The organism is Erythrobacter tepidarius (assembly GCF_002155695.1).
In the GTDB taxonomy this organism is placed as follows: domain Bacteria; phylum Pseudomonadota; class Alphaproteobacteria; order Sphingomonadales; family Sphingomonadaceae; genus Erythrobacter; species Erythrobacter tepidarius.
On the sequence record NZ_MUYJ01000013.1, the window covers coordinates 23,462 to 40,413 of the forward strand.

The 16,952-nt window shown below is 66.7% G+C and carries 13 protein-coding genes and 1 tRNA gene; 2 read left to right on the forward strand and 12 right to left on the reverse strand.

The genetic code is table 11. From position 1 onward, the window contains the following. Nucleotides 1-17: 17 nt before the first annotated feature. The 7 genes from addA to ahcY all read right to left on the reverse strand — a co-directional run bounded on the left by addA (nt 18) and on the right by ahcY (nt 12,626). Nucleotides 18-3,539, reverse strand: coding sequence for a double-strand break repair helicase AddA (gene addA / locus BZF61_RS12760; RefSeq protein WP_086619856.1), 3,522 nt, complete (start codon nt 3,537-3,539; stop codon nt 18-20). Nucleotides 3,540-3,550: 11 nt separating this feature from the next. Then, nucleotides 3,551-6,595, reverse strand: coding sequence for a double-strand break repair protein AddB (gene addB / locus BZF61_RS12765; protein WP_086619768.1), 3,045 nt, complete (start codon nt 6,593-6,595; stop codon nt 3,551-3,553). Next, entirely contained in the window at nt 6,588-7,313 is a 726-nt protein-coding gene (locus BZF61_RS12770) for a nucleotidyltransferase family protein (RefSeq protein ID WP_211276782.1), read from the reverse strand. Before BZF61_RS12770 ends, addB begins: the two co-directional genes overlap by 8 nt. Further along, on the reverse strand, nt 7,310-8,296 hold the full coding sequence (locus BZF61_RS12775) for an aminoglycoside phosphotransferase family protein (RefSeq protein ID WP_086619770.1): 987 nt from the start codon (nt 8,294-8,296) through the stop codon (nt 7,310-7,312). The genes BZF61_RS12770 and BZF61_RS12775 overlap by 4 nt, the downstream gene beginning before the upstream one ends. After that, complete coding sequence (tsaE, locus tag BZF61_RS12780) at nt 8,293-8,757, reverse strand: tRNA (adenosine(37)-N6)-threonylcarbamoyltransferase complex ATPase subunit type 1 TsaE (RefSeq protein ID WP_086619772.1); 465 nt, start codon at nt 8,755-8,757, stop codon at nt 8,293-8,295. The genes BZF61_RS12775 and tsaE overlap by 4 nt, the downstream gene beginning before the upstream one ends. Next, nucleotides 8,754-11,102: a PAS domain-containing sensor histidine kinase gene (locus BZF61_RS12785; RefSeq protein ID WP_086619773.1), complete on the reverse strand. Its 2,349-nt coding sequence runs from the start codon at nt 11,100-11,102 to the stop codon at nt 8,754-8,756. Before BZF61_RS12785 ends, tsaE begins: the two co-directional genes overlap by 4 nt. A 99-nt stretch (nt 11,103-11,201) precedes the next feature. Beyond that, complete coding sequence (gene ahcY, locus BZF61_RS12790) at nt 11,202-12,626, reverse strand: adenosylhomocysteinase (RefSeq protein ID WP_086619775.1); 1,425 nt, start codon at nt 12,624-12,626, stop codon at nt 11,202-11,204. 178 nt (nt 12,627-12,804) lie between these two features. On the opposite strand from ahcY, the gene BZF61_RS12795 reads away from it, so the two are divergent. After that, the gene (locus BZF61_RS12795) at nt 12,805-13,284 is read left to right on the forward strand and encodes a peroxiredoxin (RefSeq protein ID WP_086619776.1); all 480 of its coding nucleotides are present in this window, start codon (nt 12,805-12,807) and stop codon (nt 13,282-13,284) included. Nucleotides 13,285-13,363: 79 nt separating this feature from the next. Here the strand turns inward: BZF61_RS12795 and BZF61_RS12800 are convergent, their stop codons facing one another. The 4 genes from BZF61_RS12800 to folE all read right to left on the reverse strand — a co-directional run bounded on the left by BZF61_RS12800 (nt 13,364) and on the right by folE (nt 15,953). Further along, nucleotides 13,364-14,053 (reverse strand): cytochrome b/b6 domain-containing protein, encoded by a 690-nt coding sequence (locus BZF61_RS12800; RefSeq protein WP_086619778.1) that lies wholly within the window; start codon nt 14,051-14,053, stop codon nt 13,364-13,366. Nucleotides 14,054-14,059: 6 nt separating this feature from the next. Next, nucleotides 14,060-14,581 carry a c-type cytochrome gene (locus BZF61_RS12805; protein WP_158094103.1) on the reverse strand — a complete coding sequence of 174 codons (522 nt, stop codon included), beginning with the start codon at nt 14,579-14,581 and terminating at the stop codon, nt 14,060-14,062. Nucleotides 14,582-14,731: 150 nt separating this feature from the next. Further along, nucleotides 14,732-15,178, reverse strand: a complete 447-nt coding sequence (locus BZF61_RS12810; RefSeq protein ID WP_086619781.1) for a hypothetical protein — start codon at nt 15,176-15,178, stop codon at nt 14,732-14,734. 154 nt (nt 15,179-15,332) lie between these two features. Then, nucleotides 15,333-15,953, reverse strand: a complete 621-nt coding sequence (folE, locus tag BZF61_RS12815) for a GTP cyclohydrolase I FolE (RefSeq protein ID WP_086619783.1) — start codon at nt 15,951-15,953, stop codon at nt 15,333-15,335. 222 nt (nt 15,954-16,175) lie between these two features. Here folE and BZF61_RS12820 point away from each other — a divergent pair, with 222 nt between their 5' ends. Next, a complete protein-coding gene (locus BZF61_RS12820) occupies nt 16,176-16,565 on the forward strand; it encodes a metallopeptidase family protein (RefSeq protein ID WP_086619785.1) in 390 nt (129 codons plus the stop codon). A gap of 307 nt (nt 16,566-16,872) precedes the next feature. Here BZF61_RS12820 and BZF61_RS12825 read toward each other — a convergent pair. Then, a tRNA-Arg gene (locus BZF61_RS12825) sits at nt 16,873-16,949 on the reverse strand. Nucleotides 16,950-16,952 lie beyond the last annotated feature (3 nt).

The following is a 16,952-nucleotide window of genomic DNA, read 5'->3' on the forward strand; positions in this document are numbered from 1 at the left end:
CTAGTGAGGGCGGGTTTTCACGCAATATCCGGCAGGGGCAAGGTTTGCTGCGGGATATGCAAGGCCTGCTTGTGGCCGGCCAGCGCCTGCGGATCGCATTCGAACAGCACCGGCACATGGGTGTAGAGCACGCCTGCGCGAACCTCGCGGCCCGGATAGATGGCTTCGAGCGCCGCGACATAGGCTGCCATCTGCCGGAGCGTGGCGCGCGGAATATCGGCGGGGCTGGCGGGTGGACGGCGGGTGGTCTTGAAATCGACCACGGTGATCGCGTGCTCCTCGATCAGCAGCCGGTCGGCGGTGCCGGAGACGACCACGCCATCGACAATCGCGGCGAGCGGCACTTCGGCCAGCGCTGCGCCGGAAAAGATCGCGGCAAAGACGGGATGATCGAGCACACCGAGCGCAGCGCCGAGTATTTCGGCCCGCGCGGCCGCGGGCAGATCGCCGGCCTGCCGTTCGAGCCAGCGGTGCGCGGCCTTCTCGCGTTCCTGCGCAGGCACATCGGGCAGACGCTCGAGCAGTTTGTGGATCAGGCTGCCGCGTCGCGCGGCATCGCGGGCGGCCTCGACCGGCAGCGGCGGCTCGGCACCCCCCTCCTCGCCCGCAGCCGAGGGGACGAGCGGACGGGGCGGGCGCGGTTCGAGGCCAACCGGGGTCGTCATCCAGTTCGGCAGATCGGGTAGGGTCTCGCCTGCATCGGCGCTGTCATCGGCCTCCAGCGGCGCGGCCCTCTGGCCCCATTCCTTGCGCCAGCCCCACACGGGATCAGCTAGCGCCTCACCCTCGAACAGCGGGGCGAGCCGGGCATACCAACTGTCATCGTGCGGCGCGCCGGCCTTGGCCTCGATCTTGTTCAGCGACCCGCCGATGAACAGCGCTTCCTCGGCGCGGGTCAGCGCAACATAGAGCAGCCGCCAATGTTCCTGCTGCGCCGAGCGTCTGGCGGCTTCTTCCGCGGCGCTGACCCGCCCTGCCTTCTCCTGCTTGGCGAGCGGCGGCACCGGCACCTTGCGCTTGCGATCCGAACCCAGCCCGAAGGGATCATCCTCGAGCGCGATATCGCCCGGTTCGCCAGGCGCGCCAGTGGCATCGGCAAGGATCACGATCGGCGCCTGAAGCCCCTTGGAGCCATGCACCGTCATCACCCGCACCTGCCCGCTTGCGCTGTCCGGATCGCGCTTCAGATCGCCCGTCCCCGCGTCGAACCAGGTCAAAAACCCGGACAGGCTCGGCCAATGCTCGGCCTCGTAGGCGAAGGCGGCGTTGATCAGTTCGTCGAGCGGATCATTGGCCTCGCTCCCCAGCCGCTCGACCAGCCGGGCGCGCCCCTGCCAGGGACCGTTCAGCAGCCAGGATATGAGCGCCTGCGGGGTGAGGAAATCGGCCCGGCGCAGCAAATCGCGCAGCTTCTGCGCGGTTTCGGCAACCAGGGGCGGTGCATCCTCGCGCTTGAGGTGATCCCACAAGCGCTGCTCCGCATCGCGCGGCACGTGCTGGAGGATGTCATCCTGGCTCCACCCGATCAGCGGGGAGGCGAGCAGGTTCGCAAGACTGAGGTCGTCCTGGGGCTGCGCGGCAAAGCGCAGGCCCGCCAGGACGTCTTTCACCGCCAGCGGCGCGCCCAGCCGCAGCCGGTCGATCCCCGCCACGGGAACGCCGCGCGCGTGGAGCTTGCTGACGATCTGCGCGGCCAGTTCCTTGCGCTGGCGCACGAGCACCATGATATCGCCCGCCCGCGCATGGCGGCGCGCGCCCTTCGCCAGCACGAAAGGCTCGCTGCCGCTGAGCCAGCGCTCCACCTGCTCGGCGATCTTGTCGGCGAGCAGGGTATCGTTGCGCGGCACCCAGTCGCGCTCGCTCCCGGGATCCTCATCTTCCTCTTCATGTCCCGCGCCGGGCGAGACGAACACCGGCGGCCACAACGTGACCAACCCAGGACGCTCGGTGCCGACATGCTGTGCCGGGGCCTTGTCCAGCCCGAAGGCGTCAAAGCCGAGCCGCTCGATCATGCGGTTGACGAAGCCGAGCACGATATCTGCCGTGCGGTAGGACTTGCCGAGATCGAGATCCCGCCAGTCCGGCTCGCGGCGGTTGGTGCGGCTGGCGCGAATGCCCTGCCGCGCCGCCGTGATGCGGGCGTGGATGCGCTCCTTGGCCCGGGCGAAGTTTTCCGGACTGGTCCCCTGAAAGCCGAAGATCGCCTGCTTGTAATCGCCCACGGTGAAGATCGTGCGCAGCTTGTCGCCGCGGGCGCTTTCGCCGGTGAAGAAGTCGTCGATCAGCGCCTCGACGATGTCCCACTGGCTCCGGTTGGTGTCCTGCGCTTCATCGATCAGGATGTGATCGAAGCGCCGATCGAGCTTGTAGCGGATCCAGTCGGCAGCCTCGGACCGGCCGAGCAGCAGCGCCGCCTTGCGGATCAGATCGGCGAAATCCAGCCAGCCATCCCGCGCCTTGCGCGCTTCCCAGCGCACGGCGAAGGCCCGCCCGATTTCGAGCGCGCTGGTGACGATCTCGGCGCAGGCAAGCAGCGCGCGGCGTTCCTCGACCAGCCGCACAGCCCCCGCGATTTCCTCCTGCCGCACGGGCAGCTGCGAATCGATCTTGGCTGCTCCCTCCATCTTGCGCGGATCGCCGTCCTTCTTGAGCAAGGTGGTATAGAAGCCCGCCATGGCCTCGGCACGGGCCGGCCCGTTGAGCACGAGCCATCGCCGGATGAAGGCGGCGGCCTCCTGCCCGGTCTTGGCTTTCCAGCCATCGAGCGCGGGCAGCATCGCTTCGAGCTGGTGATCGGGAAAGACAGCAGGATCAAGCGGCGCGTTCGCCCAGGCCTCGTCGGCATCGGCTGGCATGTCCAGCAGCTGGCGCACCCGCGCGGCCATGGGCGATTGCCAGGCGTCCGGCCCCTCCCACAGCTCCTGTGCCGCGACCGCCCGCATCAGCCAATCATGCAGGGCACCGGGATCCCTGCGGGTGGTGAACTGGGTCAGGCCATCGAGGATGCGCCGGTCGTTGGTCGCCTCCGCCTCCTCGACCATCTCGGTCAGAACCTCGCGCGCCAACAGGTCACGGCTGCGATCATCCAGCACCCGCGTCCCCGGCGCGAGGCCCGCCTCCTCGGGAAAATTACCGATCAGATATTGCGCGAAGGCATGGATCGTATCGATCCTCAGGCCCCCGCCGGGACAATCGAGGACGCTGGCAAACAGGCTGCGCGCGCGGTCGCGGGTCGCATCGTCCTGCGGGGCCCCAAGATAGCCAAGTTCCCTGAATAAGACGGTTTCCGGCAGCCGCACCCAGCGGGCCAGCACCGCGTTGATGCGGTTCGCCATCTCCGCGGCGCCAGCCTTGGTGAAGGTAAGGCACAGGATCTGCGAAGGCTCGACATCGGGGCGCAGCAGCAAGCGCAGCACACGCGCGGAGAGCACCTGCGTCTTGCCCGTCCCGGCCGAGGCGGACAGCCAGACATTCGCTTCGGGCTCGGCGGCGGCAAGCTGGTTGTCCTCGAGCGGGAAGACAAGGCCGCGGCCTGACATGGCCCCCGCGCTCATGCCTCGCGCTCCTCGGCGGTCAGGCGCACCAGCCATTCTTCCAGCCGCATCAGTTGGTCATATTCGTTATACCCCTCGTAATCGGGGTTTTCGCGTGCACGGAAGGGTTTGCGGCCCTTGATGTAGTCTCGGATCGCCTCGCCGAGCCTGGCCTCGTGGAAGGGCAGATACTGGTCCGGGTCGAGCCCGGTCTTGGCCTTGCCCTCCTTCATCGGCGTCTCATGATAGCCGAAGCCGCCTTCCTTCTTCGCCTTGCCCAGCGACCAATATTCGAACCGCGTCGGCGTGCCGGTGACGATCTGCCCGGTCTTCTGATCGGCAAAGCGCCCGTCGCGCGCGATCAGGCCGAGCAGGCCGAGTTGCAAGGCATAGCCGGTCATCACCTGTTTCTTCTTCGGCGGCGCGCCGGTCTTGTAATCGACGATCGCCAATGACCCGTCGGCGAGCCGGTCGATCCGGTCGGCCCGGCCCTTGACCGTCACCCCGTCGACCACCATCGCACCCGAAATTTCCGAGGCAAGCACCGTGCGCCCTTCGGTCTCGGCGGCGCGCACCCATTCCTCGAACCGGCTCAGCGCTGCGATCAGGCGCGGCTGCCACAGCGCGCGGAACAACGGGTGGACGCGCGCGGCGGCAAAGCCTTCTTCGGCAAAGCGGCCGATGGCAAGGCCGGGATCGCCCGCACGCGCCTTGTGCCACTTATCGAGAATGTCATGCACCAGCGTGCCACGCAGCGCCGGATCGCTGAAGGGATCGGCGCTGAGCGGGTCGAGCCGTTTCAGATCGAGGATCGCCAAGGCGTAGAACTGGTAGGGATCGCCCAGCAGCCGATCGAGCGCGGTGACCTTGATCGGCACGCGGCGCTTGTCCGGCGCGGGATCGGGCGCCGGGCGGGGATAGGGTGCGGCGGCCGGACGTTGCCGGTCGAGATGCGGGAGCAGCGCGGGGATGCGGATTTCGCGGTGCTCCTGCGCCAGATCCGCTCCCAGAAGCGCCTCGACCCGCAGCAGGAACCGTGAAGGCAGGGTTGGCCCCTCGGCATCGCGCAGCGAGCGGGTGAGCACCACCTCGGGCGCGCCCATGCAGCCAGCAAGGTCATGCGCGGCAAGGCCGATGCGCAACTCTGCCCCCGGCACGCCGAGGGCGCGCAGGATGGCAGGCGCAAGCAGCGCGTCGGCACCGGGCGGCTGCGGCCAGCTACCCTCGTTAAGCCCCCCGCAGATCACCAGATCGGCGCGCGCCATGCGCGCTTCGAGCAGGCCATAGATTGCGACGCGCGGGTGCCCGCCATAGCCGGGGCGCACTGCGACCGCGTCCATGCAATCGCGCAAGGCCCCGGCCAGGTCGGCGGTCTCGATCATGGTGCCGAGCAATTCTGCCTGGGCCCGCAGCTGCTCGATCATGGTGCCGAGCGCCCGCCCGTCCTCGCGCTCCCACAGGGCCGTGCGCGCAAAGGCCTCGCCGGCCTGGGTCAGCCGTTCGAGCGCCTCGGCGAGCGGGATGACGCGGGGCCAGTCACCAAGCGGCGCGACCAGGGCTTCGGCCCCGTCCCACCACGCTTCGACCTTGGCCTTGCGCGCCGCCGCGCGCAGCGGTTCGAGTCCCGGTGCCGGTGCCGGGCCACGCAATTCGCGGTCGAAGGCGCGCAAGCCCGTGAGCCATGCGCGACGTGTCTGAGCGTCCCAACCACACACGAGCGGATGGGCGAAAGCAGCGACAAGATTGGCGGGATCGAGGCCATTGCTCGCCAGTTCGGCGAGCAGCCCGAACAGCCTGCCCGCCGGCGTGAGCGCCAGTGGGCGTCCGGCGGAATCGTCGGCCGTGATGTTCCAGCGTTCAAGATGCTGCACCACCCGCCGCGCCAGACCGCGATTGGCGGTGACGACGGCGACGCGCTTCTCCGGCGTTTCCAACGCCTCGCGCACCAGCAGGGCAATCGCCTGGGCTTCTTCCTCGATCGTTACGCTGGTAAGCAGCCGCACGCCTGCCAGTCGGCGCTTGTCGGGATCGAGGGTGCTCCATGATCGGCTCGCCTGCGGAGGCAGGAACAGCGAGGAAATCGCGCGGCTGCGCGCCGGTTCGGCTGCGCTCATCCCGCGGCGATGCCAGGGCCGCACCTCGGCGCGGTTGACGCCCATCCGGTTGAGCAGCAGCTTCAGATGATATTGCGGATGGGTGAGCGCGTCCTGCGCGCCGAACGTCGGGCCGCCCGGTTCGGACGCAACACCGGCCAGCCCGAGTTCGGCCCACGCCGCATCATCCATCGCAAGGTCGAGATCGGGCAGGATCACCGCGCCCTGCGGCAGCCCGGCAATCACCCGCAGCAGCCGCGCCAGCGCCGGGGCGGCGCTGGTGACCCCGGCCGCAACAATCGGATGCGGCGGCGGCGCCTCCTTCCAGCGCTTTGCGGCGGCGGCGAACAGCAGGTTGCGCCGGGTCGCGGCATCGACCTCGCCGCGACGGTCCAATTCCGTCTGCCAGCGGGCGGTGACGCGGCCGAACAGGTGGATCGAGCGCTGCCAGTGCCCGGCCAGATCGCCGAGCTGGTCGAACACCGCATCGGCCAGCAGGTCTTCGGGCCGCTTCTCCTCGACCAGCAGCCGATCGATCGTGCGCGCCATCTCGCGCGCCAGGTTGAGCCGCGCGCGACCGGGCAGCGGCTCCATCCCCAGCGCTTCGCGCTCCTGTGCAATCAGACGATCGAGCGTCAGCCAGCGCGCCACCGGATCGCAGGCCGGGGGGATGTCCGCTGCCCCCAAGGGATCGAGCGCCGCCCCCAGTCTCTCGTCGAGATCGAGATCGCCGACCGCAACCATGCGCGGCATCAGCAGGCCGCCCTCACCATTGGCGCCGGCATGGCGGATGAAGGCTTCGGTGAAGGTGCGCGCGGCGCGGCTCGAGGGAACCAGCAGCGTCAGGCGGGCAAGGCCGAAGCCCTTTTCGCGGTAGCGCGGAACGATCCCCGCGACGAGCGCATCGGCAAAGCCGCGATGCGCGGCAATCGCATAGACCAGCGGGCCGGCTTGGCGCGGTTCAGCCACCCGTCAGCGCCTCCTCGGTCGGGCGGATCGCCTGCGGCGTGCCCACTTCGAACCACAGCCCACCGAACGAGAGGCCATAGAGCCGTCCCTCGGCAATCGCCCGGTTCCACAGGATATTGGTCGAAAAGGGGCCTTCGGGCGCGTCGCGCAGCAGGCGGTGGCTGACCAGCTGGATGCCGGTGTAGATGAACGGCGCGATCCGCCCGTCGCGACGGCGCGACAGACGCCCGAGCGGATCCATGTGGAAATCGCCCGGCCCGTTGAAATTGGCGGCTCGCGTGTGCGGCACCACCAGCAAGAGGGCGTCCATCTGCGCCGGATCCCAGCGCCGCGACAGTTCGGCAAAGGCGCTGTTCGGCCCGTCGAGCCAGATGTTGTCGGCATTCAGCGCAAAAAAGGGATCGGGCAGCAGCGGCAGCGCCTTGATCATCCCGCCGCCGGTCTCAAGCAGCATGGCGCGCTCGTCCGAGATGGTCACTTGCGGCGCCTTGCGCGCGATCACATGGGCCTCGAGCGCATCGGCCAGATAGTGGACATTGATCACCGCCTTCGCCACGCCCGCGTCGGCCAGGCGGTCGAGCGCGTGGTCTATCAGCGGCTTGCCCGCCACGCGCACCAACGGCTTGGGCTGGGTCGCGGTCAGCGGCCGCATCCGCTTGCCAAGCCCTGCGGCGAGCACCATCGCGGTGTCCGAGACGAGAGGGGGCTTCCTGATCATGCCGAAAAGGCTCCGCGGGCGAACCGCAAGGTGTCGGGGATGTTGTGATCGAACCAGTGCGACACCGGCGCCAGCGCCGGATGCGCCAGATCGCGTTCGAGCGCGTCCCAGACCCGCGGGATCATCGAGAGATATTTGGGCTTGCCGTCGCGCGCGTTGAGGCGGGTGAAGATGCCGACGATCTTGGCATTGCGCTGCGCTCCGAGCCGGGCGTAATCGGCGAGAAATTCCTCGTCCGCGACCCCGGCATGGTGCGCGTAATGGAGCAGCATCGCGGTTTCGAGATCTGCCGACACATCGCGCCGCGCATCCTGCAACAGCGAGACGAGATCATAGGCCGGATGGCCCACCAGCGCGTCCTGGAAATCAATCAGCCCCTGCGGTGCGCGCGGGCTTGCACCGAGCAGCATGATGTTTTCGGCATGATAGTCGCGCAGCACGGTGACGCCGGGATTCTGGCGGGCGAGCACGGGCGCAAGCACTTCCTCCCAAGCCGCCGCGTAGCCTGCTGTGTCAACCTCCAGCCCCTGTGCCGGGCAATACCATTCGGTAAAGAGCGCCGCCTCGCGGGCATAGACGGCCATATCATAGGGCGCGAAAGGGCCGGGTGCCAAGCGGTGGAGCATCACCAGCGCCTCGACCGCAGCCTCATAGGCCTCGCGCTCGTCGGCCGGGTTGCAATCGAGCCAGTCGCGCATCCGGTCATTGCCGAAATCCTCGGTCAGCACCCAGCCCGCCCTCGGCTCGGCGGCAAGGATTTCGGGCGCGCGCATGCCGTTGTCATGCAACCAGCGCGCCACTTTGAGGAAGGGCGCAGGATCCTCGTGCGGCGGAGGCGCATACATCAGCATCGCCGATTCGCCGCCGCGCACCAGTCGGAAATAGCGCCGGAACGAGGCATCGCCGGGCAGCGGCTGCACCTCGGCATCGGCCCAGCCGGCGGTGGCGATGAATGCGGCAAGTCCTTCGGGAAGCTGGTTCATGGCATCCGCCCTAACCAATCCGCGCCCCCGCGGGCAATCGCAATCCGCCCGCCTTCCCCGCTTTCTCCGGCCGGCAAAAGCGTGATTGTCAGGCACCCCGGCTCGCGACCGAAGCCCCCGGCGTGATCAGGCCATTCGGCCAGCAGCACCGCGCCCTCGCGGTAGTCGTCCAGCCCGATTTCGGCCAGTTCGGCAGGGTCTTCGAGCCGGTAGAAATCGGCGTGCACCACCGGCAGCCGCAGCGGCGGGGCGGCATAGGTTTCGATGATGGTGAAGGTCGGCGACGGCACTTCGCCCGCGTGGCCGAGCGCGGCGAGGATCGCGCGGGCGAGCGTGGTCTTGCCTGCGCCCAGCCCACCTTCGAGCGCCACCACATCGCCCGCCTGCAAGCGCGCGGCGATCCGCGCGCCATAGCGCCGCATCGCCGCAAGATCAGGCAAGGCCTCCCTGGTCCCGTTCACGGCAGACGGATCGTGACAGTGGTGCCCGCACCCTTGCGGCTGGCGATTTCGAGCGTGCCGTCATGGGCCTCGATCAGCTGGCGGGCGAGCGGGATGCCAAGCCCGATGCGGCGTTCGGGCGTGCCGTCTTTGCCGGGCGCGAGGCCGCCCAGCGCGCGGGCGAGTTCCTGCGCGGTCATCCCCCGGCCATTATCGGCGATGCTGATTTCCATCGCGAAATCAGCACTTTCGGGAGCTTTCCTGATCTCGATCACGATCCGCCCACCATCGGGCGTGCCGGCGATCGCATTGTCGATGAGCTTGCCCAGCGCCCGGCCCAGCTGGCGCGGATCGGCTTGAATCACCCGCCCGCGCCGGCCCTTGAGATCGAGGCTCAGCCCCGCAGCGATGATCGCCGCCTCGCGCTCGCGCACCAGCCTGGTCAGGAATTCGAGCAGATCGAGCCGTTCCTTGCGGATCGGCAGCAGCCCCGCCTCGCTCTGCGACAGATCGAGCACGTTCTCGACCTGCTCGGTGAGGCGTTCGACCGCGGCGAGGATCGCATCGACATATTCACCCGCTTGCTGAGGGTCTCTGGCGGCACCGGCCTTGAGCAATTCGGCATAGCCGCCAATGGTGGTCAGCGGCGTGCGGAATTCGTAGCTCATGTTGGCGAGGAATCTCGCTTTTACCGCGTTCGCCTCGTCGAGCGCCTCGGCCCGCTCACGCAGGGCCTGCTCGGCCTTCTGCGAGGCGGTGATATCGAGCACGGTCAAAAGCCCGTTGCCGTCAGGCAGCGGCACCCCGGCGAAGCGGAGGGTGCGACCGTCGGCAAGCTCCACCTGCCCGCCTTTCTCGCGCCGGTCGAGCGTCGCCGCGCGCACCACCGCGCCGATCAGCGCCGCCTCCTCGGGACGCACCAGATTGCGTCCGATCGCGGCGAGCAGTTCATCGGCACTGGGATGCGCGTCGAGCAGATCGGGAGTGAGGCCCCAGGTGCCCGCGAAGCTGCGGTTCCACAACTGCACCGAACCGTCGGGCGCGAAGATCGCAAGCGCCTCGAACAGGCTGTCGAGCGTCGCGGTGCGGGTGCGCAGCAAGGTGTCACGCACGGCGGAGAGCGCGAGCTGTTCGGTGCGATCCTCGGCAATCAGCACCAGCCCGCCATCGGGCAACGGCTGAGCGACGATGCGCAGATGGGTGCCGCCGGGCAGTGGCCAGGCCTCTTCCAAAGTGGTGCGCGACTCGAACCAGCCCCCCCGCTCGCGGCGCCATTCGGGGAAGTCGCGCACTTCGGGCGTGCGTCCCCGCTCGCGCGCCTCGGCGAGGAAACGTTCGAACGGGGTGCGCGCCTCGATCGCCTCCTCGGTCAGGCTGAAAAGGCGGCGGAAAGGTTGGTTGGCGAAGGTCAGCCGCTCGTCGGCATCGAACTGCGCCACGCCGACCGAGAGCTGATCGAGCAAGGTGCGCTGGGCCTCACGGAAGGCGCGGAATTCGCGCGCGACTTGCTGCTGCTCCTCGATGTCGATGGCATAGCCCGCCACACCTTCTTGGCCGAGCGGCAGTTCCGAAACGCGCAGGGTCCGCCGCTCGCCGTGGATGGTCGCCGCGACCGAGCGTTCCGACTTGTCCTGACGGCGCAGCGTCTCGCGCGCGATCTCGGCCGGCGAACGTCCGTGCTCGGGTTCGAGCAATTCGATCTGCCCCTGCACCACTTCGGCCGCGCTGGTCGCGCCGACAGCATCGACATAGGCCTGGTTGACGAGCTGGAGCGTAAGATCCGCACCGCGAAACCACATCGGCATCGGCGCGGCCTCGATCAGACCGACGAGCGCGGCGAAATCGCCCGTCGCCCGCGCGGCCGCCGCGCGCAGGCGCACCATTTCGGCATGGCTTTCGGTGAAGTCGAACACCCACACCAGCGCCGCACCGCCGGGCGAAACCCGGGGATCGGCGAGCGTGCCGTAAAGCGCCAGGCTGCGCTGCGAGCCGGGCGGATTGAGCGCCATGCGAAACGGTGCGGCGCTCTTCTGGGTGGTCTGCACCTTGGCAGAGAGCTGGTCGAGCTGTTCCCGGGTCAGACCGCCGCCCGTGGCACTTGCCAGCTCGCTGAGGTATTTGGGCATCGCCGGCAGGCCAAGCAGCCGCGCCAGCTTGTCCGGTCCTTCGATCCGCCCATCGACCCGCACCAGCATGGGCACTGCCGGGGCAACATCGAGCAAGGTCGACACGCGCTTGAGGCTGGTCTTGAGCGCACGCGCCCGCTTTATCGAGCGGCTTGCGCGGAGCATGAACACGCTCGCGCCCACCGCCCATGCGGCGAGCAGGAGCGCGATCAGCACCAGCGAAAGCGGTGAAGTGTCCATCGCTTAACCGCTATGCGCCTCCTCGTCGCAGTGCAACGGGGTTCCACCCCCTCGCCCCCAACACCATGAAAGATTGCCGGAGCGGGGGATGGACGAGCCTCAGTAGCGATAGTGATCGGGCTTGAACGGCCCGTTCTGGGGCACGCCGATGTAGCTTGCCTGCTTCGGCGTAAGCCGGGTCAGCTTCACACCAAGCTTGTCCAGATGCAGCGCGGCGACCTTCTCGTCGAGGTGCTTGGGCAGGACGTAGACATCGTTCTCGTATTCGTCGGACTTGGTGAACAGCTCGATCTGAGCGAGCGTCTGGTTGGTGAAGCTCGCGCTCATCACGAAGCTCGGATGGCCGGTGGCGCAACCCAGATTGACCAGTCGGCCCTTGGCGAGAACGATGATCGACTTGCCGTCGGGGAAGGTGACGAGATCGGTGCCTTCCTTGATTTGCTTCCACTCGTAGTTGGAAAGCGCGGAAATCTGGATCTCGCTGTCGAAGTGACCGATGTTGCAGACAATCGCCATCGGCTTCATCTGCATCATGTGCTCGGCCGTGATCACGTCCTCGTTGCCGGTGGCGGTGACGAAGATGTCGGCGCGCTTGACGGCCTCTTCCATGGTGACCACCTCGAAGCCGTCCATCGCCGCCTGAAGCGCGCAGATCGGATCGATTTCGGTCACCATCACGCGCGCCCCGCCATCACGCAAGCTGGCTGCCGAACCCTTGCCAACGTCGCCATAACCGGCAACGCAGGCAACCTTGCCGGCCAGCATCACGTCGGTTGCCCGGCGGATCGCGTCGACCAGCGATTCCTTGCAGCCATAAAGGTTGTCGAACTTCGACTTGGTGACCGAATCGTTCACGTTGATCGCCGGGAAGGGCAACTTGCCCTGCTTGGCGATCTGATAGAGCCGCATCACGCCGGTGGTGGTCTCCTCCGAAACGCCCTTGATGTTCTTGACGGTCTTGGTGAGGTAACCCGGCTTGGCCGCGACAAAGGCTTTCAGCGCGCGCTGGAATTCGATTTCCTCGGCATTGCCCGGTGCCGGCAGTTCCTCGCCCGCTTCGATGCGCGCGCCCCACAGCGCGAACATGGTGGCATCCCCGCCATCATCGAGGATCATATTGGCCGTGAGCTCGGGATCGGCCTCGCTCGACCAGTCGAAGATGCGGCCCACGTAATCCCAGTATTCGCCCAGGGTTTCCCCCTTGACTGCGAAGACCGAAATGCCGCGCGCGGCGATCGCGGCGGCGGCGTGATCCTGGGTCGAGAAGATGTTGCAGGTCGCCCAACGCACTTGCGCCCCTAGCGCCACCAGGGTCTCGATCAGCACCGCGGTCTGGATCGTCATGTGGAGCGAGCCTGTGATGCGCGCACCCTTGAGCGGCTGCGCGGCGCCGAATTCCTCGCGCAGCGCCATCAGGCCGGGCATTTCGGTTTCGGCGATGCGGATCTCGTCGCGGCCAAATTCGGCGAGCGTGATGTCCTTGATGACATATTCGTGGGTCGGGGCGGCGGCGAGCGTGGCCATGTTTTTTCTCCTGCGCGAAGATGCGCGTATCGGGGCGGATTTTCTCGTCCGATGCCCCTAGCCGGATGACCGGCGGGAAGCAAATATAAACTTATCTTTATATGTCTATTTGTTGCTCGCGCGGTGGCGGTCGTTATAGGAGAAGGCGGATTTCCCCCTGTCAGGAAGGACGACGAACATGGCGATTTCCGTTGGCGACAAGCTCCCCGATGTCACGCTGGTCAAGGCCACTGCCGAAGGTCCACAGGCCGTCAAGACCTCCGAATATTTTGCCGGCAAGAAGGTGGCGCTGTTCTCGGTGCCGGGCGCCTTCACGCCGACCTGCTCGGCCAAGCACCTGCCGGGCTTCGTTGAAAAGGCTGCCGATCTCAAGGCCAAGGGCATCGACGAAATCGTCGGCACAGCCGTCAACGATGCCTTCGTGATGGGCGCGTGGAACAAGGCCGCAGGCAGCGACGACATCACCATGCTGGCCGACGGAAATGCCGAATTCGTCGAGGCTTTGGGTCTTACGATGGACGCTTCGGGTTTCGGCATGGGCAAGCGCGGGCAGCGCTTTTCGATGGTGATCAACGACGGCGTGGTCGAACAGCTCAACGTCGAAGAGCCGGGCGATTTCAAGGTTTCGAGCGCGGATCACATGCTCGGGCAGCTCTGAGACACTAGCAGCCGACAAAAAGCAAAGGGGCGCTTTCCACGTCGCAAAGCGCCCCTTTCTTGTCCGGTGGCGGCAGCATTCAGGTCAGCGGCGGTGCGCCAAAGGCAACCCACAGCGCCAGCGCGGCCGCAACCGCCACGGCGAGCACAGCGCGCCGCCACGGCAAGGGGCCGATTCCGGTGACACCCGGCATCGGCGGACGATTGCCTCCCACCATCGGACTGAGCAGATCATTGCCCTGCACCGCGTACCAGGTGATTGCCGCCAGGTGCAGCACGATCAACCCGAGCAGCACATTGAAGAAAGCCTCGTGAAGGTCGGTGATGGTATCGGCCAGCGTCACTCCCACCAGCGGATTGAGCGGCCCGGTCATCCCGTCAAAAGGATCACCGGCAAACAGCCCCAGGCCGACCTGCAACAGCATCGCCCCGATCAGCGCCAGCGTGCTCCACCCGCCGAGCGGCGAATGGCCAATGGCCGGGCCGGCACTGCGATCGCCACGCAGATAGGCCAGCACCGCGCCCGGGCCCTTGACGAACTGGCTGAACCGCGCGGTCTCCGGCCCAATGAAGCCCCACACCACCCGGAAGGCGAGAATGCCGAGCAGCACCAACCCGATCCGCCGGTGCAGCGCCCACTTATCGTTTTCCGCCGTCCACCACATCATCGCGATGAGCAGCGGAAAACTCCAGTGGGCCAGCCTGAGCAGCCCGTCCCACACCCTCACATCGGGCGCGGTGGCAGGACGCGGGGCAGCAGCCTCGCTCATCTTCGCCTATTTCTTGTCATCAAGCCGGAACTTGTCGTGGCAGCCCTTGCACGCGCCACCCATCGCCATCGCCTGCGCGCCCACGGCAGCCTTGTCGCCACCCTTGGCCAACTCGGCGAGCTTGGCGCTCTCATCGATCAGCTTCTGGCCGGCGGCCTTGAATTCCTCGGGCTTTTCCCAGATCGCCGGGAGCGCCTCGGTCTTCACGCCATCAGCCGTGCTGGTGCCAACCGGGAAGTGGCCGGCGATCTTCTGCGCGCGGGCGTTGATATCGGTCGCCTTGGTGGCGATCAGCGCGAAATCGGGCGCGTCTTTCTCCAGCTGGCCGCGGATTGCCTTGAAAGCATCGCCGATCGCCTCGAAATTCGCCTCGCGCTGCTTGAGCACGGCAGCCACATCGACCGGCCCACCTTCAGCCGAGGCCGCATCGGCCGAAGCGGTTTCGACGGGCTTTTCGGCCGGAGTCTCACCCGAACAGGACGCGAGCGCGGCCGCAAGGACAAGGCGGGAGGTATTGGTGCGAAGCATATGTGCGGTGCTCCTTGATTTGGCGATCGGATCGGTTCCGTAAACGAAGCTATGCTGCATCCGGGCACTTGCAAACCCCAAAAGCACACAAAGAAAGGGGGCGCTTCCGAAGTGGGAGCGCCCCCGATCCGCGCGGACCTGCCAGCGCGGTCAGCCGCCGCGGCTCTTGTCGCTGCTCTCGATCTCGGCGAGAAGGGCAGCCCGGTCACGCTCGACCAGCGCAAGCAGCGCGGTGCGGAAGCTGTCCTTGCGGGCATCTACCAGCTTCTCGATCGCCTTGGCATTGGTTTCGCACCAGCCCTGACGCGAGCCGCTGGCCACATCCTCATTCGTCAGCACGCGGCGCGACTGGAGCGCCTTGCCGACCTGAGCGACGCGCTCGACCGTGAGCGAGGCGGTCCAGCGGCAGGCGAGCGTGCTCGGACGGCCAGCCACGCCGGCTGCGCCGACCTGGGTGGTCTCGATCGACACCACGCCCTTGTAATCGGCCGCAATCGGCCCGCTCGCGTGATCGATCACGACTTCATGTTCGAGTGCGAGCGCCGGCGAAGCCAGAGCGCACGCCGCCAGCGCACCCGCGCAAGCAAGCTTTTTCATTATCAATCTCCTGCCTTATCCCGGCCGTCGGATGCGGCCGTTTGAAAGCCAAGGATAACAGCCACGAGGGGCGATCCCAAGCGCGAATTGTGTCCATTTACCGCAGGCAAGAAACGCAATGCTCTGAAAACTGCACGATGTGCAGGCAAGCGAATCAATAGCCCATCAGGCTCATCACTTCCTTGCGGCTGCGGTCATCGTCCATGAAACAACCGAGAATCCGGCTGGTGACCATTTCCACGCCGTGGGTCTTGACGCCGCGCCCCGTCATGCAGCCGTGCTGCGCCTGGATCACCACGGCGACGCCATGTGGTTCAAGATTATCCCAGATGCACTGCGCGACCTCGGCCGTCAGGCGCTCCTGAATTTGCAGGCGATGGGCAAAGCCGTGCAGCACCCGGGCCAGCTTGGAAATGCCGACGACCTTCTTGTTGGGCAGATAGGCGATCGAGGCCTTGCCGATGATCGGCGCCATGTGGTGTTCGCAATGCGACTGGAAGGGGATGTCCTTGAGCAGCACGATCTCGTCATAGCCGCCCACTTCCTCGAATTGGCGGGTAAGGTGGATCGCCGGATCCTCGCGATAGCCCACGCAATATTCGAGCCACGCGCGTCCGACCCGCTTGGGCGTGTCGCGCAAGCCTTCGCGTGACGGATCATCACCCGCCCATTCGATCAGCGTGCGGATCGCATCCTGAACATGCGGCGGCACATCGGGCTTGCCGAGCGGATTGTCCGGATCGAACTCGTCATCATGCGCGCAAACGTAATTCATTCTGTCTGGTCTTTCTCATCCTATCGGCATGAAGCCCGATCAGCTCCAAGCCACGCCAGCCGTCGATCCGGCAACTTCTCAACCGTCAAAAGCGCCTGATGTTCCGCAGGCTTTGCCAGACGATGCGCCGATTGCGCCGGCGCTGCCAAGCTGCATATTACGCCATTTATGCCAGTATAGGCACAGTGCATCCCTTTCGCGCCGGAAAAAAGGACACGCCCCTTGCCCAGCCCGAGCGCCGCCGAGTTCGAACAGCAGGCGCGCAAGGTATTGCGCGGCTTGCCGCAGCCATTCCGAGACCATCTCAAGGATGTGGTGCTGCAAGTCGCGGAGTTCGCCAGCGCCGAACAGCTCGCCTCTGTCGGTATGGAGGATCCCTACGAACTGACCGGCTTGTATGAAGGCATCGCCCTGCCCGAGCAATCGCAATGGGATCACGAGCGCATGCCGCCGATCATCAGTCTGTTCCGCCAGCCGCTGCTGGCCGAGATGGCGGAGACCGGCGTGGGCTTTGCCGAGCTGGTGCGGCACGTGGTGATCCACGAGGCCGGGCATCACTTCGGCCTTTCCGACGAAGACATGGACGCGCTCGAGAGGAGCGTGGAGGACTAGCGCTGCACCCGGCCTGCGGGGAATCGGTGCCATAGGCACCGCAAGGGCGAACGCCTGCCCGCCCGTCAGGCCGCCCTCCCGGAGGCTATCGGGAAGCGATTTGCCGGGAGGGAGAACGACTCCAGAACCAACAAGGCCCGCCGCCTCTTGCGCGGTAGCGGGCCTTGTTGGCGCACCCGAAAGGATTGCCTCGCTCACTGCGTTCGCTCGTCGTCTTCGGCGGCGTTGCCGCCTCCGACTCCGAACGGGTCCAAATCTTCCTGAGTAGAACCAAAAAGCCCGCCCCTCTGGCGAGGAGCGGGCTTTTTGGCGCACCCGAAAGGATTCGAACCTCTGACCCCCAGATTCGTAGTCTGGTGCTCTATCCAGCTGAGCTACGGGTGCGCT

Excerpts from the sequence above, each read along its gene's own strand:
- BZF61_RS12810 (WP_086619781.1), bottom strand. The coding sequence starts at position 15,178 with ATGAAAAAGCTTGCTTGCGCGGGTGCGCTGGCGGCGTGCGCTCTGGCT.
- BZF61_RS12800 (WP_086619778.1), bottom strand. The coding sequence starts at position 14,053 with ATGAGCGAGGCTGCTGCCCCGCGTCCTGCCACCGCGCCCGATGTGAGG.
- BZF61_RS12805 (WP_158094103.1), bottom strand. The coding sequence starts at position 14,581 with ATGCTTCGCACCAATACCTCCCGCCTTGTCCTTGCGGCCGCGCTCGCG.
- addA (WP_086619856.1), bottom strand. The coding sequence starts at position 3,539 with ATGTCAGGCCGCGGCCTTGTCTTCCCGCTCGAGGACAACCAGCTTGCC.
- folE (WP_086619783.1), bottom strand. The coding sequence starts at position 15,953 with ATGAATTACGTTTGCGCGCATGATGACGAGTTCGATCCGGACAATCCG.
- BZF61_RS12770 (WP_211276782.1), bottom strand. The coding sequence starts at position 7,313 with ATGATCAGGAAGCCCCCTCTCGTCTCGGACACCGCGATGGTGCTCGCC.
- BZF61_RS12795 (WP_086619776.1), top strand. The coding sequence starts at position 12,805 with ATGGCGATTTCCGTTGGCGACAAGCTCCCCGATGTCACGCTGGTCAAG.
- BZF61_RS12775 (WP_086619770.1), bottom strand. The coding sequence starts at position 8,296 with ATGAACCAGCTTCCCGAAGGACTTGCCGCATTCATCGCCACCGCCGGC.
- ahcY (WP_086619775.1), bottom strand. The coding sequence starts at position 12,626 with ATGGCCACGCTCGCCGCCGCCCCGACCCACGAATATGTCATCAAGGAC.
- BZF61_RS12785 (WP_086619773.1), bottom strand. The coding sequence starts at position 11,102 with ATGGACACTTCACCGCTTTCGCTGGTGCTGATCGCGCTCCTGCTCGCC.